General features: G+C 43.1%; 21 protein-coding genes. 9 read left to right on the top strand and 12 right to left on the bottom strand.

The annotated features are described in order from the left end of the window. Nucleotides 1-16: 16 nt before the first annotated feature. Nucleotides 17-811 (bottom strand): SDR family oxidoreductase, encoded by a 795-nt coding sequence (locus tag IEE83_RS18045; protein WP_194121916.1) that lies wholly within the window; start codon nucleotides 809-811, stop codon nucleotides 17-19. Between the two features lie 1,357 nt (nucleotides 812-2,168). Further along, nucleotides 2,169-2,909, bottom strand: a complete 741-nt coding sequence (locus IEE83_RS18040) for an SDR family NAD(P)-dependent oxidoreductase (protein WP_194121915.1) — start codon at nucleotides 2,907-2,909, stop codon at nucleotides 2,169-2,171. A gap of 99 nt (nucleotides 2,910-3,008) precedes the next feature. On the opposite strand from IEE83_RS18040, the gene IEE83_RS18035 reads away from it, so the two are divergent. Then, the gene (locus IEE83_RS18035; RefSeq protein ID WP_194121914.1) at nucleotides 3,009-3,377 is read left to right on the top strand and encodes a winged helix-turn-helix transcriptional regulator; all 369 of its coding nucleotides are present in this window, start codon (nucleotides 3,009-3,011) and stop codon (nucleotides 3,375-3,377) included. An 893-nt stretch (nucleotides 3,378-4,270) separates the two neighbouring features. Here the strand turns inward: IEE83_RS18035 and IEE83_RS18030 are convergent. The 3 genes from IEE83_RS18030 to IEE83_RS18020 all read right to left on the bottom strand — a co-directional run bounded on the left by IEE83_RS18030 (nucleotide 4,271) and on the right by IEE83_RS18020 (nucleotide 6,996). Next, nucleotides 4,271-4,738 (bottom strand): response regulator, encoded by a 468-nt coding sequence (locus tag IEE83_RS18030; protein ID WP_194121913.1) that lies wholly within the window; start codon nucleotides 4,736-4,738, stop codon nucleotides 4,271-4,273. 468 nt (nucleotides 4,739-5,206) lie between these two features. Next, nucleotides 5,207-5,638: a response regulator gene (locus tag IEE83_RS18025; RefSeq protein WP_194121912.1), complete on the bottom strand. Its 432-nt coding sequence runs from the start codon at nucleotides 5,636-5,638 to the stop codon at nucleotides 5,207-5,209. Between the two features lie 392 nt (nucleotides 5,639-6,030). Beyond that, nucleotides 6,031-6,996, bottom strand: a complete 966-nt coding sequence (locus IEE83_RS18020; protein ID WP_194121911.1) for a helix-turn-helix transcriptional regulator — start codon at nucleotides 6,994-6,996, stop codon at nucleotides 6,031-6,033. A 105-nt stretch (nucleotides 6,997-7,101) separates the two neighbouring features. Between IEE83_RS18020 and IEE83_RS18015 the strand changes: the two genes are divergently transcribed. The 5 genes from IEE83_RS18015 to IEE83_RS17995 all read left to right on the top strand — a co-directional run bounded on the left by IEE83_RS18015 (nucleotide 7,102) and on the right by IEE83_RS17995 (nucleotide 10,577). After that, nucleotides 7,102-7,959, top strand: a complete 858-nt coding sequence (locus tag IEE83_RS18015) for an NAD(P)H-binding protein (RefSeq protein ID WP_194121910.1) — start codon at nucleotides 7,102-7,104, stop codon at nucleotides 7,957-7,959. 11 nt (nucleotides 7,960-7,970) lie between these two features. Beyond that, entirely contained in the window at nucleotides 7,971-8,396 is a 426-nt protein-coding gene (locus IEE83_RS18010; protein WP_194121909.1) for a DUF6640 family protein, read from the top strand. A 52-nt stretch (nucleotides 8,397-8,448) separates the two neighbouring features. Next, complete coding sequence (locus IEE83_RS18005) at nucleotides 8,449-8,676, top strand: hypothetical protein (protein WP_498070389.1); 228 nt, start codon at nucleotides 8,449-8,451, stop codon at nucleotides 8,674-8,676. A 330-nt stretch (nucleotides 8,677-9,006) separates the two neighbouring features. Then, nucleotides 9,007-9,630: a DUF429 domain-containing protein gene (locus IEE83_RS18000; RefSeq protein ID WP_194121907.1), complete on the top strand. Its 624-nt coding sequence runs from the start codon at nucleotides 9,007-9,009 to the stop codon at nucleotides 9,628-9,630. A gap of 362 nt (nucleotides 9,631-9,992) precedes the next feature. Continuing rightward, on the top strand, nucleotides 9,993-10,577 hold the full coding sequence (locus tag IEE83_RS17995; RefSeq protein ID WP_194121906.1) for a DUF4142 domain-containing protein: 585 nt from the start codon (nucleotides 9,993-9,995) through the stop codon (nucleotides 10,575-10,577). Nucleotides 10,578-10,718: 141 nt separating this feature from the next. Here the strand turns inward: IEE83_RS17995 and IEE83_RS17990 are convergent, their stop codons facing one another. From IEE83_RS17990 to IEE83_RS17980, 3 genes are all read right to left on the bottom strand, one after another. Further along, a complete protein-coding gene (locus tag IEE83_RS17990; RefSeq protein WP_194121905.1) occupies nucleotides 10,719-11,501 on the bottom strand; it encodes a helix-turn-helix domain-containing protein in 783 nt (260 codons plus the stop codon). A 144-nt stretch (nucleotides 11,502-11,645) separates the two neighbouring features. Next, nucleotides 11,646-11,795 (bottom strand): hypothetical protein, encoded by a 150-nt coding sequence (locus IEE83_RS17985; protein ID WP_194121904.1) that lies wholly within the window; start codon nucleotides 11,793-11,795, stop codon nucleotides 11,646-11,648. A 155-nt stretch (nucleotides 11,796-11,950) separates the two neighbouring features. Next, nucleotides 11,951-12,724, bottom strand: a complete 774-nt coding sequence (locus IEE83_RS17980) for an SDR family oxidoreductase (RefSeq protein ID WP_194121903.1) — start codon at nucleotides 12,722-12,724, stop codon at nucleotides 11,951-11,953. A 699-nt stretch (nucleotides 12,725-13,423) separates the two neighbouring features. Here IEE83_RS17980 and IEE83_RS17975 point away from each other — a divergent pair. Next, the gene (locus IEE83_RS17975; RefSeq protein WP_194121902.1) at nucleotides 13,424-16,732 is read left to right on the top strand and encodes a glycosyl hydrolase; all 3,309 of its coding nucleotides are present in this window, start codon (nucleotides 13,424-13,426) and stop codon (nucleotides 16,730-16,732) included. A gap of 217 nt (nucleotides 16,733-16,949) precedes the next feature. Here the strand turns inward: IEE83_RS17975 and IEE83_RS17970 are convergent, their stop codons facing one another. Further along, nucleotides 16,950-17,693, bottom strand: a complete 744-nt coding sequence (locus tag IEE83_RS17970; protein WP_194121901.1) for an SDR family oxidoreductase — start codon at nucleotides 17,691-17,693, stop codon at nucleotides 16,950-16,952. A gap of 89 nt (nucleotides 17,694-17,782) precedes the next feature. Between IEE83_RS17970 and IEE83_RS17965 the strand changes: the two genes are divergently transcribed. Continuing rightward, the gene (locus tag IEE83_RS17965) at nucleotides 17,783-18,214 is read left to right on the top strand and encodes a winged helix-turn-helix transcriptional regulator (protein WP_228101859.1); all 432 of its coding nucleotides are present in this window, start codon (nucleotides 17,783-17,785) and stop codon (nucleotides 18,212-18,214) included. Nucleotides 18,215-18,733: 519 nt separating this feature from the next. Here IEE83_RS17965 and IEE83_RS17960 read toward each other — a convergent pair. Next, entirely contained in the window at nucleotides 18,734-19,567 is an 834-nt protein-coding gene (locus IEE83_RS17960; RefSeq protein WP_310588578.1) for an IS3 family transposase, read from the bottom strand. After that, the gene (locus tag IEE83_RS17955) at nucleotides 19,564-19,863 is read right to left on the bottom strand and encodes a transposase (protein WP_138485262.1); all 300 of its coding nucleotides are present in this window, start codon (nucleotides 19,861-19,863) and stop codon (nucleotides 19,564-19,566) included. Before IEE83_RS17955 ends, IEE83_RS17960 begins: the two co-directional genes overlap by 4 nt. 116 nt (nucleotides 19,864-19,979) lie before the next feature. Between IEE83_RS17955 and acnA the strand changes: the two genes are divergently transcribed. Then, the gene (acnA, locus tag IEE83_RS17950; RefSeq protein WP_194121900.1) at nucleotides 19,980-22,739 is read left to right on the top strand and encodes an aconitate hydratase AcnA; all 2,760 of its coding nucleotides are present in this window, start codon (nucleotides 19,980-19,982) and stop codon (nucleotides 22,737-22,739) included. A gap of 397 nt (nucleotides 22,740-23,136) precedes the next feature. Here the strand turns inward: acnA and IEE83_RS17945 are convergent, their stop codons facing one another. Continuing rightward, the gene (locus IEE83_RS17945; protein WP_228101858.1) at nucleotides 23,137-25,842 is read right to left on the bottom strand and encodes a PQQ-dependent sugar dehydrogenase; all 2,706 of its coding nucleotides are present in this window, start codon (nucleotides 25,840-25,842) and stop codon (nucleotides 23,137-23,139) included. Nucleotides 25,843-26,021 lie beyond the last annotated feature (179 nt).

The following is a 26,021-nucleotide window of genomic DNA, read 5'->3' as shown; positions in this document are numbered from 1 at the left end:
GGTTGATTTTAAATAATTACACGGTCGGGTTTGTTCCACCGTCAATGATGTAGTTTGCTCCTGATAGGTAGGATGCTCTTGGTGAAACCAAATAGCCTACCAGTTCTGCGACATCCTCAGGATTTGCCATTCTACCCATAGGAATGCCGCCAAGGCTTTTCATTGCAGCATCTGTGCTGTCTTCTATGGTGATACCCGCCTCATCAGCGAGTGTTTGCAGGTAATTACTCATTGTTTCGGTTTTGACCATACCGGGTGATACGGTCAGCACACGAACGCCTTTGGAGCTAACTTCTTTCGAAAGGCTTTTACTATAATTGATCAAGGCCGCCTTGGCTACCGCGTAGGCGCCCAAAGACTCCCAAATAGGAATTATCCCGCTGACTGAAGATATATGGATAATAACACCATTTTTCTTTTCAAGCATTGTTGGCAAAACTTCCCTGTCTACACGTGCCGGAGCCAGCAGGTTGAGTCTCAGATCATTCTCCCAGTGCTCGTCTGTCAGAGTACTGAAACCGCCTGAAGGACTGCTTGATCCACCCATGTTGTTGATGAGAATATCAACAGTACCAAATTTTTGGAGAATTCCTGCGATAACAGGTGCTGCCTCTTCCGCCTTTACCAAATCTGCTTGGATAAAATGATGTCCATATAGATTGTCGACAGGCCCATTTCTAGCTATTATAATTACAGTTGCACCAGCTTGTCCCAATCTGTCGGCAATGGCTTTTCCTATACCTTTTGTTCCGCCCGTTACAAGAGCGACTTTACCCTTAAGTTCTGAATTGTTATTCTGATTATTTTCCATTTTAATGTTTAAGCTGTCACCATTGCGGTGTTTTTAACGATTCAAAATTAAGTAAGCCTGCATTCGCAGAATTGGCAGAATCAAACGGAAATATAGCAAAATCAAACAGCCGGCAGTTTGCGTGGTCTACGGATGTGGCAGTGCATTTCCTTAATAAATTTATAGGATGACACGGCCAGGTATATTGGCTGACTTTTTTGGAAAATCCTGCTTCATGTTAAGCAGGATAGGATATTTATGTTTCTGGATATGAAGTCTTCTACTGCAATTGCCAAAAATCAGGACAATGTCAGTTAATTCGAGACCTTACAAGAATTCCATTGATCTCTCAGTAACTGTCAAACGCCCTTTGAAAAGTCAGGCTGAAAATTGCAGCAGTAGATTCAGCCTTTTGCCGAAATTTAAAGCGGGACTGCATTCAAGATTGGTTGCTGCGGGAGAGATCGGATCGCTGAAAATTGAATCATCTTCACGGGCAATGTTCTCAATATCCTTACAAGGATTCAGGAACTTTGCACCCATTTGAAAGCTGCACTACGGTTATCAAAGGATCGGTGTATCGTCGTACAAAAGTTTACAAACAAAAACACTTCACCTTTTTCAGGCCACATACGTACTCAGGTCTGTTGGAGAATATCTGCTTAAAGGCCGAATTAAAACCATGGAGGTATTGCCACAGCGATCTCACAGATGTCAAGTAAAACATCTTCGATATAGCAGTTTAAAAGCAATATGCAGTCTATTTAAATTATTGGTTAAACATAGATGCCTGACGCTGAGGAAGTCCAAAAGGTTCGGCTGGTATGAGCGTGGCTTACAAATTTGCTTTGTGTAGGATAGGCTGACTATGGCAATAGTATCTTTTAGAGGTTTTGCTTGAAGATTTACGAATACGTTTACGCGCCGGGACGGGCGATATGTTTCGGATCATCCGCGAAGAGAGTTTTCTGGTCATTTACCGTTCTAAGCAGCGTGTTTATGCACAAAGAGATCTGACTTGACTGGTTCCCAGCAATACCTGCATTTTTACATATTTTTGAAATATATCCAACTGAACTGGTCTTTTTTTAAAGCCAAGGCTGTCGTTGACGATACCTATAAAGTTATACCCAAAATAATCCTGCGGTTTTTGTGAAATATTCCTATCGGTTCAATTTTTTAAATTTGATTGCAATTAAAACAGAATTAGGTCTTGTTGATACACAAATCAAAAATGGCGCCCGCCTTTAATTGTACGGTGAAATAACCTTTGTCTTCATCTAGACGCTCTGTATTGTTGATTGGGTTTTTGTGCCTACTACCGGGAAGCTATGTCGTTTCCAAAATAGCTTCCTGGTAAATAAGCGGAAATTTATGGTTATGCATTCAGTCCTCCGTCAATGGTAACCCACGAGCCGGTAATATATTTTCCTTCCTCACTGGCAAGAAAAGAGACAAGTCCGGCAATGTCTTCTCCTGTGCCGTAAGCCGGGATCGCCATTTTGCTGCGGAGGATGTTGGCCAGCTCGCTGTCAGCGGGGTTCATGTCTGTATTGACCGGGCCGGGCTGCACGAGCGTTACCGTGATTCCCTTCGGGCCAAGGTCGCGGGCCAGCCCGCGGGTCAAGCCTTGAAGCGCCGATTTGCTCATGGTGTACAAAGTGGTTTGCGCGCTCAGCGCATTGTCAGCCATATTGCTGCCAATAGTAATGATCCGTCCACCGCTTTTCAGATGCTTGACTGCTTCAAGGGCAGCTACAAATACGGCTTTTACATTAACATCCATTACCTGGTCATAGTCTTCAATGGTATGTTCACCAAAATCTTTTCCGATGTACACGCCAGCATTGCTAACCAGAATATCCAGCCCACCGAAGGTCTGCACTGTTGTGCGGACTGCCTCAATGACCGCTTCTGGTTTGACATTATCCGCAGCAATAGCCAGGGCATTGCCACCGCCGGCATTGATTTCGGCTGCTAACGCTTTGGCTTTATCGGCCGAGCTGGTGTAGGTAAAGGCTACTTTTGCGCCATCGGCCGCCAGTCTGCGCACAATGGCTGCCCCGATTCCTCTGCTGCCGCCAGTTACCAATGCTATCTTGTTTTCTAACTTTTTCATAAGAACAATTTGTTTTTTAAATGCGATGCAAACCTACGGCTGGCGCTTTATATTTGTAAGCAGGCAGCGAATTATTAGGTACTAACAAAAAAGTAAGAAATGAGAAAAGAGACTTCCACTAATGCTTTGAATGAAAAGATGATCAACGATAGCTGCGGTATGGCTTACACGCTGGGCGTATTAGGGGGGCGGTGGAAGCCCGCGATCCTTTGCCGCCTTATGCACGGGACCATGCGTTACGGCGAGCTTAAAAAATTAATCGAAGGTATCTCCGAAAGAATGCTCGTGACCCAGCTGCGTGAACTGGAAAGCGACGGCATTGTGCGCCGGAAAGTTTTTCCGGAGGTGCCACCTCGCGTCGAATATGAAATGACCGAACTTGGGCTTTCTATGCGATCGGTTATCGCCGCCATGTCAGATTGGGGCAATATGCACCGCGCTTTGGGTGAGCAAGGGGTTGGGGTTTGACTATCCTAACCCCTACAGTACCGCTCAGATATTCGTCGTTTTGCGGGTGAAAGAACGTTTGCATGTGCACGAATGTAATCTGCTTAACACAGCTTTGATTTTACATTAGGGGTCTTGTTCCGAAATAGCTTGTAATTGATGTTCAGAACGGTCCACTTATAAAAATTTTAGCCGGCTTCCAAGAATTAGATCGGGGTTGTGACCAGGTTATGATGCTAGCCCTGAGAGGTGACATAAATGCAGTCTCTTATTGGTCGTCCGCTTCCACATGGACGTGTATTAATATTCCGTAGTTTGTTTATTCGATTATGAAATTTACTTCTTCAAGTGGTAAATAACCACTTGTTCAGCTTATTGATAGGCTTCAAGTATTTTCTTAAATCATCCGTTGCATTCCTTGTTTCTGCTTCCGTCGATGCAGGCATACTTCTCACAGGACCATACAAAAAGGTTTCCCAAACTTATGCTAGTAGTTTTCGATTACTGCGCTGTTTTGTCGGAAAGCATCTTATTGGCCAGTCGCTGCACCTTCGCTTTCGACTCTTTCGTTTCAATTTTTTCAAGTCGCCCAAGTACTTCCATAACCAGAACTGGGATTGCATTATGGATAAAGTAATGGTCGAAGGGTTAGTTCTATGTCATTAAGTTACAGGAACCGGAATAGGATCGCTATATGTGAAAAGGAAATTAAAAATCATAGTGGCGACATCACTGCGAAAAGTCAGCCAAGGAAGGGCGCTACTTAATATATTTGTTTCAAAATAATATAATCCTGAAATCTTCTTGTTCCGGTTTGTTAAAGTATAGGCACATTTACGGACTACATCAAAATTTTGGGCCGCTCGATTTACCCTAGCAAAAGGTTGGAGAGTAACCCCTCAAATCCAATTAAACTAAAAGATGGAAACTCTTTTTGTGTTTAGTTGATCGATAACGGATAAATCAGTACAGCCTGCTTGATCTGGTCTACTGAAACGAAGTAAAATCTTGCGTGCCAAGACCAACAGATCATCCATGTTAACCGGCTTTGTAAAACAATCTACCGCACCTAGTCTTTTAGCTGTTTGAAATAAGTTGGGATCCTGAGAGGTGGTGATCATAATTGCAGGGACCACTTGCAGGGACGAATTGGCACCTAATTGTTTAAGTGTTTCAAGTCCGTTTAATTTGGGCATGTTCATGTCCAGGATGATCATACAGTCATTCTTTAGATCCACAGTGTTTAGTATAGTCAGAAGTTCATCTCCATTATCTGCTTCGAAAAATTCTAAATTCGAGTCAATTGCAGTTAGGGCATTCTTTAACAGTAAACGATCATCGAAATCATCGTCAGCAAAGTAGATCTTCTTTTTTGTATGCATTGACAAATGTAATGATTTTTGACACCTGCCCGCATATCCGAAATTGATTAAGAGATAAATTCTTAGATTTACAACCTCACTGTTTACGAAAAATGGGCTTTGCGTCTTTGATACTGGTTTTACTATAAGGTTTGTTTGAAATTAGTTTTCAAACAAACCTTTCAAACCATAAACGAAGTAAATAATTACAAATTTTCGGTGTAATAATTTCTTGATTTCTTAATCACTTAGATCTCTTCTCAGCGTATCGTCAGGTCTCAAAACTGTTTTATCATACCGCTGAATCAAATTTCCAATGAAGTAAGGCCATGTATTTTGAAAGGTGTCATTGAGATGATCTTTATTGGAAAAACCGCTTTGCGTAGTTTGATCAGCTAGTCTCTACACCTTTTTGTCCCATTAACATTTAAGTACACCTACAAGCGCATTAATAGCAACAATCACAAGTTTTTCTATCCAAATCAGTCCCTATGTTCTCCAATTATATCGGCCCGGTAAAATAGCTCTTTCCCAGTATCCACAAATAAAAGATAACTGATCTTTTAAGGCTTCAAAAGTGGGAGGTTTCAAATAAAAACCTTGTACAAGTGAAAGGTAAGCTTCGTCCACATCCTTTGGATTCACTGAGTCTGAAAGAAAAATAAACGGTATTGAGCGCTTCTTTAACTGCTCGTCAGCATTAATTTTTTCTTTAAGCTCAAGTCCGGAGATTTGAGGGATATTTAAATCACAAAGAATAAAAAAGGGCCTTTCGTCTGTCTCTCTCAGATAATTTATTAGCTGGTACCCATTTTCAAAATTTATGACCTCGCTTCCGCAGCCGATCTCAGACAGGGCACTCGCAACGAGATATTTGTCGTCAACATCTCCCCCAACATAAAGTATGGCATCTTTTCCCATCTTACTTCACAAATAAGTTATATTGCAGTTAGTTGAAAAATATTATGCCAAAAAACATTCAGATTCATTATTTGAAAGAAAGAGGGGGATAGGGAAGAATTAAAAGGCGAAGTGGTCATTTAAATGTTGGACCGGGCCGATGCCATGGGCATCCATGATAAGAAAAAGGTAATTAAAGCCGCTACCAACACAAAAGTAAGTCAAATCACATACCCCAACACTTTCTGTTGTATTATTTTAAAATCCTTGATCAAACTGGGATGCTTTTTCACCCCATGATTAAGATTAGTCGTTTTAGGAGTTTTTCTTGCCGACCGTACCAGCAATTTATTTATCATTTTGATTTTTAGTCGAAACTGTAAAAATATATCAGTATAAGAATATTCATTTTATTAAAACGAAGAGAATTTTTTAGGTTTCATGCCAACGTGCTCTTCAAACACCCGGCTGAAATGACTCAGGTTACTAAAACCCAGCGCATAGCCTACTTCACTTACTGAGCGTTGGTTGTCTTGCAGTAAAGAAGCAGCTTCTTTCATTCTTCTTGTTTGATAATAACTGTAAGGACCGCAGCCAAAGACCTGTTTGAAAAGCCGCTTTAACTTGGATAAACTCATACCGACAGACTTTGCCAGTTCTACAAGCGGCGGCGCCTGGGCAAGATTACCAATTAATTGATCCCTTACTGTATACAAGGCTTTCAAATCGGCAGCGTTGATCGAATGGAGGCTATGATCCTGCCGCTTGGTAAGCTCCATTAACAGACAACATATCAATTCTTCCGCTTTGACCTTGTAATAGAAACGTTGCAACGATACTGGGACCTGTGTACTGATCATCTCCAGGACTATCTCCTGAAGCCGCAATGAGACAAGCTCTTCAAAAACAAGAGGCTGGCGGTTTTCAATTAGTGTCTTCACCACTAAATTTTCAGCTTCGCCAGCCAGAAGTTCCCGAAGGTAGGCAGGATCTACCGCCAGTTTAATTAGGTTAAAGTTAATACCGCGTGGAATGTGCAGCTCAGAATCTAAACCCTGCGTGCTGATTGCAACGGATGGAAGGGTTTTGTGCTGTACATCTGCTGCCACCGGCTGATCTTCTTTCAGAATACCGCTTATAGCAATCTGAATCATCGTGTCAGGCACATTAAAGCTTTGCCGTTTAATCAGAAGATCATCATGCAGCGAATAATGCCTTACGATTAGCCGAAGATAATTGCCGAACAGGACGCCCATGACATACCCATTGCCATAAGACTCTGGGATTACCACACGTCCATTTTCGACAGGACTTCCAACTGTGCACGCGAATGCTTTCAGAAAGTGATCTCCATCGGGAGCAACGATTTGGTTAGACATAAATGGGCTTTTTCGACTATTGATGTAGCTAATATAGATATTTTATCAGTATAGTGTACCGGACCTTTGTTGTGTTCTTTTAAACCGCAATAAACAATTACAACTATGATCTTTATCACAGCAGCAACCGGAAGTATCGGCTCTGAATTGTGCCGTTTACTGGCAGGAGAAAATATACCCAGCCGTGTTATGTACCGGAGAGAAGGGCAGCAAACCCGCTTTCAGAATTTGAGTTTACAGGCTGTGCAGGCTGATTTTGATGATGCAGATTCAATGCAGCAGGCTATGCAGGAGTGTGACAAGTTATTTCTTCTCACCGCGCCAGATCAAAAGCACGCTGAGCGGGAAATTGCCATCATTGATCTGGCCGTTTCGCTGGGGTTTCAACATATCGTTAAGGTTTCGACAGCCAATACAAACCAAAGTTCGAAGTTAGCCTACGCCCGGTCCCATGCTCAGATCGATGCTTATTTGCGCAATCAATCCATCGACTGGACCATTTTGAGGCCAACTGGGTTTATGCAGAATTTTTTGGAATATGCGCACCCGATCGGAAAGGGAATTTTGCCGCATATGCTTGGCGAGGGGCAAATTGGTTATATCGATCTAAGGGATATCGCCCTGGTCGCAAAACATGTACTTATACAAACAGCTCACACCAAAGCGACCTATTATCTTACAGGACCAGCGCCGATGACAGCAGCGCAGGTTGCCTGCGAGTTAACAACAGGTTTAGGCAGTGCAATACAAGCAGTCAACCAGTCAGAGGCTGAAACGCGAAAAGCCCTGGTTTACAGCGGACTTGACGCCTGGCATATAGATGCCTTGATCGAGCAGTTCAAAATCGGAGCCAACGGCGGTGAAATTGATGTGACCGGGGAAGTGGCGCGCATAACCGGTCAAGCACCAAGAACATTCGCGCAGTTTGTCAGCGAGTATAAAAAGCAGTTTTTAAACCATTAAATCAGATATATATGAAAGCCTTGTCAATTGGTAAAGTCCTAATTACACTGGTAGCTATCTGGGCAACAGCCGGTTCCTACATCTTTGACTGGAATCATACCCATATTTATAATCCGGCCTGGCCGCCTCATGCTAAATTTCATAATGCCCAGACAATGTTGCTGGGTACGATCATAGGATTAAGCTCAATTTGGGTCTTATGGTCTGTGAAAGCTGATGCTTACTACAGGCTCCGGATTGCTTCGGCCCTGGCCAGCTACTACTGGATTACTCAGGCTGGCTCTCTTTTATTTCCGGGTACTGCTCTGGTGGACCCGCAATTCGCTTATTTAGGTCAGGCGCCGGCTCAAATCATTGTGGACATTGTCATGCTGTTAATGCTGACCATCGGTTTCACACTGGAAAAAAAACGAATATCATCTAATGCACGGTTATAGATAGCTAGTCCAGGTATTTTTCAGTCCATTATTCACTTTATAACCAGCCTTTCTGTTACCGAATCAAGAAGTTGCCAAACCCAGAATTTGGAAAATGATGCTTATTGGCTGGGTGTTCTCCTTTCTGGTTGTAAATGCAGTTTTCGCCTTGTTAGGGGTATATCTAAGCGGATTAAATCCGTTGTTAAGAAGCGCAGTAAAAACCACAATCTTAGTTCCTGCATTTGGTTTGGGATTGCCCGTAATTCAGCGGAAACCTTACCGGTGGACAATCAAATAGAAACTGCTAACAGTATTTATAAAAAGTGCCCTACGCTAAAACTGGTACAGGGTTTGCATCAGGGACAAGGATTGCGTTGTTCTAAAACGCTGGGTTTTGGGTAAACAATTTGGAATTCACTTTTGTAAAAAGTTGTTTTTATGCTGTCCACTTATCGGCGATTTCTTACAGTGAAAAAAAGATTACCAGAAAAACGTTTCATAGCAGTAAAAGTCAGGGCCAAAATTCATGCACTGAAATATATGGCAGAAAGTAAGAGCTATTTTATATCAAATAAACGTTGGTCTGTACGATAAGAGAAAATAAAATCCAGATTTTAACAATGCCAGCTTGCTGAAAATTCAGGAACATTCAAAAATTATCGGGATCGATCTGACAGGTTCCGAAAGCAAACCTTCGGGGTTTTGCTTGCTTGAAAATGCCCTGGCCATTACCCGGAAGGTCAGGGCGGACCAGCAGATACTCGAACTTGTTGATCATTTTAATCCGGATGTTGTTTCCATAGATTCTCCTTTGTCCCTGCCTTTCGGCAGGATTTCCCCATTTGATGATGATCCTGGCAGAAATCTTTACGGCATCAACCGCTCGTGTGAGAGGCAACTTCTTGCACGTGGAATAAGATCTTACCCTCCTTTGATTCCCAGTATGCAAAAGCTAACACAGAGAGGAATAAAGCTTGCAGATGCCCTGAGAACCAAAGGCTTCACAGTTATTGAAAGTTTTCCTGGCGGAGCTCAGGACATTCTTGGAATCCCAAGGAAAAGCAAGGGGCTTGAACAGCTGAAAAATGGACTGAGCTTGCTTGGCATTTCGGGTGAATATATTCAGGCCAAGGTGTCTCACGATGAAATTGATGCGATAACCTGCGCTTTGGTTGGACTTTTCTTTTTACGCGGACAATTTGAAGCATTAGGTAATGAGCAGGAAGGATATTTGATTGTTCCCAGGTTGTAAAAGAAATCCTGATTAATGGAATCATTTGAGTGCAAATTAGCTAATGGTCGACAGGGACGTTACCTTTCTATCCGCTGCAAGTATTGTTTTGCTGACTTTTGTGCAGTCAGTGCTTCTTTAAAAATAGCATTCGTTTATTTACCCCACTTGGTTGCAAAATTTGTGTTCTTCATCCCAAAACAATGCAGTTTCCGAGGCATTCACCTTCTCTCAAATAATCTTTTCTGAACGGAACTGCGCGTTAAACAAGCCTGTTTCCTTTAAAATAAACCGTGTAGGCATGCTTTTTTAGGTAAAGCGGTGAGCTATGCAGGTATTGTCTTGCATGGTAAATTTATCACCACTTAAACAAATCATTATCAATGAAAATTGCATCAACATTCATGACATTAGCTACCATTACCATGTTATGGAGCTGCGGGTCCAAATCGACCGAAACAACAGATACAACCGAGTTTGCCGACAGTACAAACAAGGCGACCGCTGACAGTGCTGCTACCGACTCGGCATCTTCCGCCATGGAAGACGACGCTAAATTTGCAGTAGAAGCAGCCAATGGCGGGCTTGCCGAAGTTGCATTAAGCAAAATCGCTGAGGAAAAAGCGACTGATCCGAAAGTGAAAGAATTTGCTAAGCAAATGATAAAAGACCATTCGAAAGCAAATGACGAGCTTAAAAAGCTTGCAGAGAGCAAAAATATTACCCTGCCTTCTGCTCCAAATGAGGAAAAGCAAAAGGCAGCTGCGGATCTTGGCGGCAAGAATGGAAGCGATTTTGACAAAGCTTATATATCGCAGATGAAAAAAGATCACGAGCAAACAGTGAAACTTTTTGAAGACGCGCAGAAAGATGTGAAAGACTCTGAACTGAAAGCTTTCATTGACAAGACTTTACCAGTCATCAAGGCGCATACCGAACATGTAAAAAGTCTTGATAAGACCAAATAGATTATAAAAGACGTTTTTTGAAGGCTGACGGTCACTTTGGTGTTCGTCAGCTTTTTTTTGCGCTTACCCAGATCTTGTGGAAACTTTGAGACTGTTTAAATGGATCATTACTCGCAGGAAAGCCGTAGGGCTACCGGATCGTCAGTTAGCCAGTTGTGTTGGCGTCATCCCGAATTGTTTTTTGAAGGCGGACGAAAAGTGCTGTAGGGTTTCAAAACCCAGATCAAGGTAAATGTCCGATGATTTGTGTTTTTTTTGTTCTATTAAAAAATAAGCTTCCTGCAGGCGTCTACGCACAAGCCAGCGGCTGGGTGAATCGCCGAACGTTTCCTTGAAATCACGTTTGAAGGCTGATAAACTTCTTCCCGTTAAATAGGCAAAGCGTTCCAGGCTCACATTAAATTTAAAATTACGATTCATAAATTCTTCAATGTTGATTTTTTCAGGAGTTCCGTAATTAAACAAGAGGCCTGCTAATTCGGGTTGCGACTTCAATAAAATCAGTAATAATTCCTCACGTTTCACATCAGCAAATGGCTCAGCTATTTTAAGGTGACTATAATAGGGTAATAATGATTGAATATAAGTAGGCAGCAAATCATTTCCCTTAATACCGATTAACGTTTCAGATGATTCAAATTTTGTCACCTGCCACTTATACCGGTCTTGAAACTGTCTGAGGAAAGCTTCATCAAAAAATACAAACACTTTTTCAAGTTCATCGTTTACTTTTGCCTTGTTGTAGCGCACCAGTCGGTTTTTTCTGCCGATACAGCAATCACCTGCTTTCAGCACTTGATGTTTGCTGCCATCATAGGTATTCATCAGCCCTTTTATAATATAGACGAAAGTGTGTTCAGCAATGAACTGCTCGGGTGAAATTTCCCTGCTGACGTAGTGCATATGTGCCGTTGAATCTTTCATATGGGTCAGTAACCGGTTAGGGTTCATCTATGTTTACGATAAGCTCAGAAATCAGTATTCCATGTCCAATATCCATGTTTTTGGGAAACTGAAAGCTTTTGTTGGTGCCGGTTTTGATCACAGCTATATGCTGCAGTACTACTTTTAAATTCTTTCGTCGGATTCTTTCCACTTACCCGCTCCAAAGTTTATAATCATATTCCCTGGCATAATTTGTTTTCCATCAAGCGAGTCTTTAAAACGCGCCTGGATACTGCCTTTTTCTGCCGCAAAAGCAGTATCGAGCCTTAGCATAACTGCATTGTCTGATTTGTTTTTTAAATACAACCTTCTGGGCCTGTTGCACGACTGGGTTAACAGCAAGATGAAAATTAAATAAATTTTATCAAGATGCTTAAAAGTATCCATGATCAGCTCAATTACTGTTAATAAGATTTACCAAAGAACATTCAAGGGTTTTTCATCCTGGCCTTTTCTATATTTGTGTTTATCAGGTTCGTGAAGAAACCCGGCGCAATCCGGCTCATCCATTTCATCAGATTTGCAATGCCCGGATTGATTTCAAACCTATCGTTTAATATTCCTTGGATTGCAATGCTTACCACTTTATCTATTTTCATTACGTTTCTGTCACCGCTTTCAGCAACAGCCGTTTGCATAGGTTTGTCGGTTTTAGGAGGAGCCACTTCAAAAACCTTTACGGCCGTCTTTTTCAGCTGGTGTCTTAGGGCTTGTGAATAGATATGAATTCCCGCTTTTGTTGCGCAATATATGGGTGAGGTAATAAAGGGAATATAAGCTAAACCCGATGTGACATTGATGACCGCCGAGGATGTTTTTGTCATTAAATGGGGCAGAAACTGGTGGATCATCCGGATGGTACCTATAAAATTAGTGTCAATCTCGCTGGTAATATTATCCAGATTAACACGCTCATCCAGCAGCTCAACACAATTCATTATGCCAGCATTATTGATAATGATATTAAGCTCAGGAAATTGTCCGGTCACCTGATTAGCCAGCGCTTCAATGGCTTTGGGATTATTGATATCACTTTGAATAATATTGATTTGGGGGTATTGTTTTTTGGTTTGGGTCAGTTTGTTAAGGTCTCTTCCCGTAACAATAACATTTGCTCCCTGATCGAGTAACTGTCTTGCAAATTCAAGACCAATTCCACTTGTGCCTCCTGTGATCAGGACTGTGCTGTTTCTTAGTTTCACTGTATTAAAATTAAAGTCCTGTGTAAACTCAATAAGGGCGATTCGGGCTCTTGCAGAAGCAAAGCTTTTTCTGGATCAGCACCCAATACTTTTTTATAGCCATCAGTACCGTGGCAAAAATTAAGATGATCATTTTATTGATATTTTGTAGTGCAAAAATGCAGACAAGAATCTTTACTGACTTACCTGTAAAGTCCAAATTTGGTTGTCTGTAAAGTCCAATTAATACTGGCCCTTGTTGGCGACTGTCGGTCCATGATAATTTTCAGAAAGCCCTCAAGCAAATCGCAGAGCCCTACCAGTAATTATCCAGAGCACCTTGCGGCTATTTGATCTCTCAGGGGCATGTTTTCTGCGGATGTACTTAATCAAGAAACGTGGGATTTGGTATTGAAAAGTTCAGGAAAAAGATTGTATATCTGGCTATTTAAGCAGCCATCATTTTGAAGGATATGAGATTGCAGCGCATTAAAGCAAAGCATTTTGCTTTATTCTGATAAGTTCATTGAAACCAGGAAATAAAGGGTTCAAGATTACTTTTCAAATTGTATAATGCATATTTATAATATAAAAATATCGATATATTTGTCAGGTCATCATTTGCCGGAATTATAGTGAAAGTAATCAGCTAAATGGTCGAAAAAACAAGCATAGTAAGATTGTAAAAGTTTAAATCGAATCGCCTAACCTTGGTTCTGTATGAGAAAGATATTTATTCTTGCCTTGATTTTTCCTGCCTTTTTGATGGCGCAGCCGTCTTCTTTCTTAACCGGTTTTCAAAGTCCGCCCAATGCGGCCAAGCCCCGTGTCTGGTGGCACTGGATGAATGGAAATATCACCAAGGAGGGAATAACAAAAGATCTGGAATGGATGAACAGGGTTGGAATAGGCGGGTTTCAGAATTTCGACGCAAATTTTGCCACACCACAGTTAACAGCTAAAAAATTGGTGTTTATGACCCCGGAATGGAAAGACGCATTCAGGCACACCACGGATCTGGCCAAAAAATTACAGTTGGAAATGACCATTGCTGCCTCCCCGGGCTGGAGTGTGACTGGTGGCCCCTGGGTCGCGGCGGCTGATGCGATGAAAAAATATGTGTGGAGTGAAACCAGGATTGTAGGAGGACAAGCATTTTTCGGAAAACTTCCGGAGCCGGCCAAAAATGCAGGCAAGTTTCAGAATGTGCCGGTGGCAGGAGATATTCTAGGAGGCCCGGTAGGACCGCTTCCTTCTTATTATGCCGATGCTGCCGTGATTGCCTACCGGGTTCCTGCGGCTGAAAGATCATTGAATGCATTAAACCCAAAAATTACTTCAAGCGGTGGCAGTTTTAGTTTGGCAGAGCTGACCGATGGCGATCTTGCCAAAACAACGACTCTGCCTCCCATGGAAGTCGGGCAGGACATGTGGATTCAGTACGCTTTTGATACGCCGCAAACCGTTAAGGCTTTCACGATCGTAGGCGCCAGCAGCGGTGGGGCCTTGGCCGAATTTAATGGCTCTCCTGACAACAGGAGCCTGAAAGTAAGCGATGACGGAACCACTTTCCGGGATGTGGTCATGATTAAAGGAAGTATGGTTCCACAAAACACGATCAGCATTCAAAGTACGACCGCAAAGTATTTTAGGTTTACGTTTAAGACATTGCCAGCTCCTTTCAATCCGTTTGCGGATATGACAGGTGGCAGTCAACAGACGCCAAAACCCGAAGGCGTTCAGGTAGCTGAAATTGCGCTTTATAATACAGACCGGATCGATTTATTTGAGGAAAAAGCAGGTTTTGCCGCCTGGAAAGAAAATACGCAGACTTTGGTTAAGAAGGATGCAGATGCTATTGCGGCCGAAGATGTCATAGACCTGACTTCAAAAATGACTGCTGATGGAAGTTTGAACTGGACGGCACCGGCAGGAAACTGGGTCGTTGTGCGCATGGGTTACTCAATCACCGGCAGACAAAACCACCCGGCTTCTCCTGAGGCCACGGGCCTGGAAGTTGACAAGCTCGATAAGGCCGCGGTAAGAAAATATATAGAAACCTACCTTGACATGTATAAGGATGCAACCGGCGGGCAGATGGGTAAAGAAGGACTGACGCACATGGTTTTGGATAGCTATGAAGCGGGTCTGATGACCTGGACGAAAGATATGCCCGGGCAGTTTAAAAAACACCGCGGCTATGAGATCATACCCTGGCTCCCTGTTCTGACGGGCCGCATTGTAAAGAGCGCGGAAGCAAGCGAAAAATTTCTCTGGGATTTTCGTAAAACGATAGGGGAGCTCATTGTTGAAAACCACTACGAGGTAATCGGTGAGGCGCTGCACGCTCGTGGCATGAAACGATATACAGAAGCGCATGAGAACGGGCGGGTTTATTTGGCCGACGGAATGGATGTCAAACGTCTTGCCGATATTCCTATGTCTGCCATGTGGACGCCGGGCAGTCTGGCGGGTGGTTCGGATGAGGAGGTAAGAAGCGAGGCGGACATTAGGGAAGCAGCTTCGGTGGCCCATATTTACGGTCAAAATCTGGTTGCTGCTGAGTCTATGACTTCTATCGGCAATGCATTTAGCTGGCATCCGGAAAAATTAAAGCGCACGGCTGATCTTGAAATGGCCAGCGGATTGAACCGTTTTGTAGTGCATACCTCGGTACATCAGCCGCTTGATGACAAAAAACCAGGTGTAACACTTGGGCCGTTCGGACAATATTTTACAAGGCAAGAGACCTGGGCCGAGCAGGCCAGGGTATGGATGGATTATCTGGGCCGCAGCTGCTATCTGTTGCAGCAGGGCAAACCTGTTGTGGATGTACTTTATTACTACGGTGAAAACAATAATATAACCCAGATTAACGCGCAGAAACTACCGGCCATACCTGCCGGATACGAATTTGATTTTGCTAATGCAACTGTTATTAAAAGTGCGCTCAAAATAGAAAACGGAAGGATCGTGACCACAACCGGACAGCAGTACAGACTTCTGGTACTGGATTCGACCGCAAAGTATATGACATTACCGGTGCTGAAAAAATTGGGAGAGCTCGTTGGCGCTGGTATGAAAGTAGCCGGAACAAAACCTGAAATTTCGCCAAGTCTGAGCGATAATGCACAGGAAGTTTCAGCTTTAATCGAAAAAATCTGGGGTAATGCAGGTGTTTCAACCAAGCCGGTGGAAGCTGTGCTAAATGAAATGGGCATCAAAAAAGATGTCGATATTTCAGGAGCCAAAGCAAAAATCCTATATGTGCACCGCCAGACTGCTGATGCGGATATCTATTGGCTGGATAACCGCAGTGACGATGAAAATCAGGCTACGGTAAGCTTCCGGGTGACTGGTAAAGCGCCCGAGCTGTGGAACCCGCAGACAGGCAAGACCGAAAAGGTCTCTTATCAGATGAAACACGGCCGCACCATAATTCAGCTCAAATTTGAGTCCTGGGGAGCTTATTTTATCATTTTTGGAAATAAAACTGCCGTGGCTTCCTATACCAAACCCGCAGAAGCAGAATCCGAAATTGCGGCTGTTAAAGGTGATTGGAAGGTTGCTTTTCAGCAGGGCAGAGGAGCGCCAGCACAAGTCGTCCTAAACAAGCTATCGCCGCTTTCAGAGCAAACTGATCCGGGCATTAAATACTTTTCTGGCAGTGCGACCTATGAAAATGTAATCACATTGCCTGGCGCTAGTAGGAACGCCTCCTACATCCTTGATCTGGGTGATGTGAAAAATATTGCAGAGGTTACTGTCAATGGAAAACAGATGGGCACAGTATGGAAGAAACCTTACCGAATCGATGTCTCAGGCGCACTAAAACCAGGCAGCAACTCGGTATCAATCAAGGTAACAAATTTATGGGTAAACCGCCTGATAGGCGATGCGCAGGCCGGTGTAACCAGTAAAATAACCTATACGACCATGCCATTTTACAAAGCCGATTCACCACTACTGCCATCTGGCTTGCTGGGTCCGGTGCGCGTCATGGAAGTCAAAATAAAGAAGTCAAAATAGTAATGGGGGAGTAATTGAAAATAACTATTCAGGAGGCTAAAACCTTACAAATTGAAGGAAAGCGTTTTTCAGCTTAGCCTAGAATCCAAACTGCGCAAAAACGTTGAAAAAACCTTTCTGGCTATGAATTTTCAACCATTGGCAGGGATTAGAAGGTACTTAAAAGGAAGAGAGCGGCATCTGCCGCTTTCTTCCCTCCGGTACAAAATGTTACCGCCTATTTTAAAGCGTAGCTATGGTAGCCGCCATCAACTGTAATCTCTGTTCCTGAAATAAAGCTTGCCGCGTCCGAAGCCAGAAACAGTACTGTTTTTGCAATTTCATCAGGATGGCCAAGCCTTTGCAATGCGGTTGCACCTGCCAGAAATGCTTTTGCTTCCTCAGGCACGACACTATTCAAACCTGGTGTTTCTACCGGGCCCGGACTAAGGATGTTGACGCGGATTTTTCTTGCCGCCAGCTCGTTGGCTGCAATCTGGGCGATTTTATTGAGGGCTCCTTTGGTTGCGGAATATATACTGGTTCCCAGATTCGCAGCCGATGCTACCGATGAAGAAGTGAACACCACGGAGGCTCCTTCTGCCAGATGGGGAAGTAATTTTTGCAGCGTGAAAAAATTCCCTTTTACATTGGTATTGAACTGCGCATCAAAGTTTACTTCGCTGACATTTTCTATTGACTCAAATGTCCCAATTCCTGCATTCAGAAAGAGCACGTCGAGTTTGTTTCCGTTTTCTGCAAATGCTTGTTCGAGAACCGAAATGTCTGTAAGTTTTGAAGTATCTGATACGACCGTGGTCAGCTTCGGGCTGTTTATTTCCGCGCTTGCCTTTTTTAGATTATCCTCACTTCTTCCCGTAATCCAAACATTTGCCCCTGCGCTGATAAATGCTTTTGCTGTTGCCAATCCTATTCCGGTTGTTCCGCCGGTGATTATGACGTTTCTATTTGTAAAGTCCATAATTAAATTTTAGCTACTTTTGTGATCTGTTTTATGAACTGCAAATCTATTAAAAGTAGTTCATAAAACAAACTACTTTTAGTTGTAACATGATGAAAACAATCGAGAGAAGATCAACCTGCCCCATTAATTATTCGGTGGAAATATTCGGTGATAAATGGATGCTTTTAATCCTGAGAGACCTGATGTTTAACGGTAAAAATTCCTTTCTGGAATTTCGGGCATCACAGGAGAAAATATCTTCGGCCGTACTTACGGAAAAGCTAAACACGCTTTTAAACGAAGGCATTGTCTCCAAGGTAACATCCCCTAAAAACGCCTCCAAATTTCTGTACCTTTTAACCGACAAAGGCATTGAGCTGGTGCCGGTTATGATGGAGATTCTAAACTGGGGTTCCAGCCATAACCCGGACGGCGGACCTAAACCATTGCTTGACCGCATGAAGCAGAATAAAAACAAAGCGGTTAGAGAGCTGCAGGATAAATTAAGAAGTCAGCGGCAACTACATGGGATAAATTAAAAAAGGGATAGCGGCCGCTGACCAAATTGAAGGCCCGGCGCAAAGCCGCCGTGACCTTCGTACTTGGATTTTGCTTTCCGCTTGCCTGGTGTATTGATTTAAAAAGAAATTTGGCGATCTTTAAAACGCAGCTCATAACCCTTCGTAATCATTTAGCTAGTAAAAAACACCACAGAGCGTTATGATGATTGAGGTAATGTACACCTGAATCCATGGATTTGACATTGAACATACCATCGAAGGCTTATATTTTTGTTGGCTATAATTTAGCTACGCATTGAAAGCCTATTGCCTTTGTGCTGCTGGATCTTTGCAGTGAAGGTGTGGAATTGCAACCTTTTGTTGGAGGAAGTTATAAGGCTTTTTTTTGATGTCTTTCCGGGGAATCTTCCATTCCCCAGACCCCTTGGAACCTATATTTAATTGATGTGCTTGAGGCACCCCAATTAAATATAAGGATTGATTTACCTCTTCGATTTAGTCCATCAGGCTGCTTTTTTCTTGTTTAGTATCGTTTCTTCAAAGTCCAGAGGGCTCAAATATCCTAGTGAAAGAGTGCCTTCTTTTTCTATTGTACCACACCTCAATAAATTCAAAAATTGCCAGTTTTGCCTCTTTCTTACTTTTAAATTCTTGATGATAAACCATTTCTGTTTTCAGCGTTTTAAAAAAGCTTTCAGCTGGTGCATTGTCCCAACAGTCTCCTTTTCGACTCATACTTTGGGTAACAGGTAGGCCAATCAACTGCTTACGGAACTCGCTGCACGCGTATTGAACGCCCCTATCCGAGTGAAATATTAACGGTTTTTTTATTGGATAGCATTTTAAAGCCATTTTGAAAGCCGCTACGCTGGTGTCTTCGGCTTTCATTGTCTCACTCAACGCCCAACCTACCACCTTACGATTTGCAAGATCAAGTATTGCTGTTAGATAGACCCAGCCTTCACCTGTCTTTATATAGGTCAGATCCGACACCCATTTTTCTCCAAGACCATCTGCTGTAAAATCTCTATTTAGATGATTTTCAGAAACTTGGTGAATATGATTGCTATCAGTAGTTTGTACCCGGTACTTCTTCCGGACAATGCTTTTCAGACCTATTTTTCTCATTACTCTGGCTATCCGTGGGCGCGATACTCGGAAACCTTTTGCTTGCAATTCCACTGTAACGCGCGGACTACCGTAGCATCCTTTACTTTCTTCATAAACTTCGCGGACATGAAGAGATAATTCTTGGTGTTCCTGCTGACGTTTACCTACTGGCTCTTTTAGCCAATAATAATAGCTGCTAACGCTCTCGCCGAGTATTTTACACATCTTTGCCACCGGATAGATTCCTTGATTAGCTTTTATAAATCGGAACCGTTCCGTTCGCCCCTGGAAAAGATGCGTACTGCCTTTTTTAATATCTCGTGTTCAAGTTTTACCTCCCGAAGCTCTCTTTCCAATTGCCGGATCCGTTTTTGCTCCTCTGTCAAACCTTCAACTTTTTCTCGAAAATCAGGTTTATTAAAACTTGCGCGCCATTTACTGATACGCCCTGCATCAAGCCCGAGCTCAGCCGCTGCCGCACTCACCGAGCCCTTAGCTTCTGACAGTTCTACTGCCATCCTTTTGAAAGATTCGTCAAACACCCGTCGTTTTCTCATAGTCAAATTTAGTTGAAAAATTAAATCTGCCTATTTCTGCCTCCAAACAAATGTAGCAACGTCAGTGTAATCAATTTAGAAGTCGTAGAAATTAGATAACAGAACAGTTTAGAAATATGCTTCAGGATTATTTAGGTATAAAAAGGGGATTAGAGGTTGAAGGCAAACACCTGGACTTTTATAGTTTAAGCGCCTTAAAGCAGAAAGGATTCAACATCAGCCGTCTGCCATTTTGTATCAGGATTCTGCTTGAAAATGTTCTTCGTAATTACGATGGTTATGTTATTACAAATGATCACGTGCAGACGCTTTTAAACTGGGCCCCCGAACCGGTAGACAAGGAAATTCCTTTTATGCCGGCCCGCGTTTTGATGCAGGATTTTACGGGTGTTCCCGCAATTGTCGATATTGCTTCGCTGAGGGCTGAAATGGCGCGGAAGGGAAAAGATCCTTCCCGGATCAACCCTTTGATACCGGTTGATCTGGTGATTGATCACTCTGTCCAGGTTGATTATTTTGGAAATAAAAATGCTTATCGACTTAACGTTGAAAAGGAATATGAGCGCAACAGCGAGCGCTACCGCTTTTTGAAATGGGCACAGACTGCGTTTGATAATTTTTCAGTGGTTCCGCCTGGCATGGGCATTTGCCATCAGGTAAATCTGGAATATTTATCCAAATGTGTGGTCGAAAGAAATGGAATCGCTTTTCCGGATTCTTTGGTCGGAACAGATTCGCATACGCCGATGGTTAACGGGCTGGGAATCGTAGCCTACGGTGTTGGTGGAATTGAGGCCGAAGCTTCCATGCTTGGGCAGCCGCAGTTTTTCTCATTACCTGAGGTAATTGGCTTGAAATTGTCAGGGGTTTTGCCGGTTGGCACCACGGCGACTGATATGGTTTTGACCATTACAGAGCTGCTGCGCAAAACCAAGGTGGTGGGCAAATTCGTGGAGGTTTTCGGGGAAGGGTTAGACTCCTTGTCTGTTCCTGACCGCGCTACAATCGGGAATATGTCCCCTGAGTTTGGATGCACGATTACTTACTTTCCAATTGATGGAAAAACCATCCAATACCTTGAAAAAACAAACAGACCTTCGGATGTGATCAGCCTGACTGAGCTATATGCCAGGGAAAACTTATTATGGAGAGAAAACGAAGAAGAAATAACCTATAGCCAGATAATTGAACTGGATCTGGCCTCGGTTGTTTCGACGATTTCCGGTCCAAGCCGTCCTCAGGATAAAATATTACTCACTCAGGCGAAAGATACCATCACAGACATTATTCAGACAAAATATTTTAGAAAATACATTCCGTTTCCGGACCGTCCGCTTAGCCGCTGGGATGATGAAGGAGGAAATGCGTTGCCGGAAGAAACAGTTGATGCCGATACATCTTTCATACGGTCTGTAAAAATCAGAAGTAATGGTGAAAAGTTTTATCTGAGTGACGGGGCCGTTGTGATCGCTGCGATAACAAGCTGTACGAATACATCCAATCCTGATGTGATGATCGGCGCAGGACTTTTGGCAAAAAAAGCGCTTGAAAATGGATTGACAGTCAAGCCCTGGGTAAAAACGAGCCTTGCGCCAGGGTCCAGGGTGGTAACGGATTATTTGAAGGAATCAGGTCTGCTGGCATGCCTGGAAGAAATGAAATTCGATGTCGTAGGTTACGGATGTACTTCCTGCATCGGGAATTCAGGCCCACTACCTGAGGCTATTTCCCAAGCGGTGGCAGACAATGATTTGATTGTAAGCGCTGCTTTGTCGGGTAACCGAAATTTTGAAGCCCGAATCCACCCGCAGGTCAGAATGAATTTTTTAATGTCCCCGCTGCTTGTGATCGCTTACGCCATTGCCGGTAGAATGGACCTAGATCTTGATACGGAACCTTTGGGTGTTAACAAAAACGGAGAACCTGTTTTTCTCGCAGACATCTGGCCAAGCCAGCAGGAAATACACCAGGTTGTAAACACAGAAGTAAAAAAAGAATTTTACAGAGCAACCTACAACACAATTTATGATGGGGATTCACAGTGGCAAAATCTTGAAGTGCCTCTGGGTCAGGCCTATAAGTGGGATCCTGAATCCACCTACGTAAAAGAAGCTCCTTTTTTTATAAATCAATCCGAAATTCCAAAATCAATTGAGCCAATTATTAAAGCGCGGGTTCTTTTAAAACTGGGAGATTCGATTACGACAGATCACATCTCTCCGGCAGGATCTTTTGGCGTGCAGTCGCCGGCTGGAAAGTATCTTCTTGAACGGGGCATTCCCTTCGAAGAGTTTAATTCCTACGGGTCCAGAAGAGGCAATGATGAAGTAATGATCCGCGGCACATTTGCTAATGTCCGAATAAAGAATGCGCTTGCTTCAAAAGAAGGCGGGTTTACGAAATACCTGCCGTCAGATGAAGAAATGACCGTCTATGAAGCGTCTCTTCGCTACAAAAATGACCAGACCCCGCTTATGGTTTTGGCCGGAAAGGAGTATGGAAGCGGCTCTTCCCGCGACTGGGCAGCGAAGGGAACATACCTTTTAGGCATCCGGGCTGTTCTTGCAGAAAGTTTTGAGCGTATACATAGAAGTAACCTGGTTGGTATGGGCGTGATCCCGCTTCAGTTTTTTGACGGAGAAAACAGCGAGAGTCTGGGACTGACAGGAACAGAACAATTCACGATTGGAGGGCTTAATGATTCGATAAAACCCAATCAGCATCTGGTGGTTTCGGCTCAATGCGGAGATGAGATCTTTAAAACCTTCAGTGTTAAAATCAGATTGGACAGTAAAATTGAGATAGATTATTACCGTAATGGCGGAATTCTGCAATACATGCTGCGGCAGTTTATTGCCAAAGATAACGGGCGGTAGATTGGGTTATAGTTATGATTGTATTTTTTCCCCTGAAATTCAATAGCAGAAACCTTCAAATGGCGTATTTTGAGGCAAATAAAAGGTATCTTCAAGAACGCCTGCCGGGCTTAGCAGGGAATCATCCTTTGCGCATGTCTGCAAACTCTCCCAGATAACAGTAGTAATTGACTTTTCGTTTTCTACATTTAATACCATTAATTTAGAAAGCTAGTCAAACCCAAGCGATCGTCATAATAACATTACCTAGTGTTACAGCAGAAATTGTTTTGATTTTGCAGAACCTGTAGATGACCTGCCTTAGTTTTGAGTCTTTCTCTGAGTATCACTCAACGCGCGGCCAATGGCTGGACGTACTCAATATTTGAATTAAAGGCATTCGGACAGCTAAGTTCTGTTACTGGTTTTGTTTTTCAAAATAAATCCAGTCCAGAAAGCATAGGCCGACTTTCGCCTTGTCAGGATTAGAAAAGGTAAAGTAGATATCGTGTATTCCAGAAGTTGGTTTTACTATCATATCGTATTCTATCCAGTCCGTTTTGGCATCTTTCACTTGGCCGGCAGCGATATTTAAGTTTCCTAGCACTTCGCCATGGTCCGAATCTTTTCGCAGCTCGATAAGGCCGCCTGCACCTTCGTGTTGAACCCTGATTTTAATTTTGGAAATATGGTTAAGATCGATTTTTTTAAAACTGACGAATTTTCCGTTTTTAGCCCATATAGAAGAAACGTAACCTGTATTTAGTGTGGCAATAACTACATTGGCACTGCCTTCTTCGTAATCTTCCATTTGTACCAAAGGATTTTTAAGTATGATGCTCGAGCTGCCGGATAAAGGTTCAATGCCATTGGCACCTTTATCGGTGTAAGCCGCATAAAGAAGATACGCGCCCTGGGTGCCCTGCCCGGTATGCTCTGTAAGTTTGATCTTTCCCTTTAAAGCCAGCTGCGTATTCTTTTCCGTAAGCGAAAAAATGTAACGTGCAATCTCTTTGGCCTCTTTCAATGGCAGGTCTGCATGGGGCGGCATGGGATAACTTCCCCAATTTCCACTTCCCCCTTTAATGATTTTTTCCGCCAGTTTCTGTTCATAGCCGTCTTTGTCTGAGTACCGTTTAGAAATTTCTTTGAGTGCTGGCCCGATCGATTTGTTATCCATCGTGTGGCATGCCTTACAATCCAGCGAGGCGTACAGTCTTTCAGTTGCCGCATATTTCAGGTTGCCGTGGCTGGCTCCTGTGAGCGCCGAGGCCAGATCTTTTCCAAACGGCAAATACGTAAATGAGGCCGTGATTTTAGACTTTTCAACGACCTTATCTTCCGCATCTTTAACGTGGATACTATAATCAAACTCGGCTCCGTCCCAATAAAAACTCTGGTTAGCGTTCGTTTTTATGAACATATCAGGCGGTGTATTACCGACTTTTACTTGGGAAGTGGCAACAGATTTTCCACCATGTTGGTCGGATACTGTCAAGGAAATATTGTAAATACCAGGCTTTGGAAAATGATATTTTATGGTTTTGCCCAGTAATATTTTGGATCCGATTTTCCATATAAAGCTTAGAGTATCGCCAGCATCATAGTCCTTTGATTTTTCCGATGAAATGCTCACCGTCAGCGGAGCGGCTCCGTAACTTTTATCAAGCGAAATATCTGCTACCGGATTTCGGTTACCCTCAGAATATTCAACGCGGATCAGGCCCGCATCTGTGTTTTTGGCAAACCAGTTCGTTCCGTAAGCCAGTATATAGATCGCTCCGTCGGGCGCTATTTTCATATCCATCGGTGCAACGACTTTCAGATGCTGTAAAAATGGTTCCATCGATACATAATTACCATCCTGATCCAACGTTACTGCCATGATCCATTTTCTGATCCAGTCATAGATCAGCAGTTTTCCGTTGTAATAATCGGGGAGTTTATATTGGGCGCCTGGATATCTATCGCTGTAATAAACCGGTCCGGCCATCGCACTCGCACCTCCTTTGCCAACCATTGGCCAGCGTCTGGATTCCTCTTTACCATACCAGATCATCGCAGGCTGCGCCGGTGGCAGCTGTTTAATACCGGTATTGTTCGGCGAATTGTTTATAGGGTGCATTGGATTCTGTTTTGGGCCTTCCTGTTTGGTAGCAAAGTCATACTTTGGAAAACCTTCGTTGTTTCCAAGGAAATACGGGTAGCCGAAGAATCCCGGTTTTCTTGCCTGGTTGATCTCGTCATAACTAAGAAAATTCTCTTCTGCGGGAACATTTGTATCCGGACCTACATCACCCCAATAAACGAAATTGGTTTTAGGATCGACTGACATGCGGAATGGGTTGCGGCAGCCCATTACATAGATTTCGGCGAATCCCTGCGATCCGTCTTTTGGGAAAAGATTCCCGTCCGGAATCGAGTATGTGCCGTCCGCTTCTGGTTTGATCCTAAGGATTTTTCCTCTCAGATCCCTGCTGTTGGCTGTTGTGCCCTGATCGTCGGATAATTGTCGGCCGGGACGCTCATCTGTCGGATTGTGGCCTTCGATTTCTTCTGCATTGGTGTTATCACCCGTCGACAGATAAAGAAGTCCGTCAGCACCAAAGGTCAGATATCCTGCCGAGTGGCAGCAGTAAGTTCTTTGCGTCGGAATTTTTAAAAGAACTTTTTTGGAGGACAAATCAAGCCGATCTTGCACAAGTTTATAACGTTCAAGCTGACTTACGTTTTGATTTCCACCTACACCATAATAAAAGTAGATCCAATGGTTTTTTTTAAAATCAGGATCTGCCACAACACCCAATAGACCATCTTCAATGCCGCTGAAAACATTTAGATTTGCTATGGTTTTAATCTGTTTCTCTTTGGCATTGTATAGTTTGACGGCTCCTTTACGTTCCACGATTACAACATTTAAATCAGGAAGGATCGCCATTTCCATTGGCTCGTCGAGTCCTTGGACAAGTTTCACGGGTGTAAAGCGGCTACTGTCAGGTGCGGATGTCTGCCTGTTTTCAAAAATGCCTTTTGACGCTGGACTGTTTTTCAAAACAGTTGATGTTCCTACAAACGCTGTAATGCCTGTTATTAGCAAGCTGCTGATCAGTTTAAATGATGTCAAGGTAAAGATGATTAAGAATTTGTGAAGGATGTGTCAAAAATAGCAAAACTTAATATTTTATTTTACTTTATCTAATATATTTAAATTCAAAATATATTAAGATTGATGAATGAATAAAATGTGCATATATTTTTCTAATTAAAGCTGCAAATGTATCGCAAATGGGAAACGAGCTTTTT

The sequence above is a fragment of the Dyadobacter subterraneus genome (assembly GCF_015221875.1).
Lineage (GTDB): Bacteria > Bacteroidota > Bacteroidia > Cytophagales > Spirosomataceae > Dyadobacter > Dyadobacter subterraneus.
This window is presented reverse-complemented; position numbering and strand designations above follow the sequence as displayed.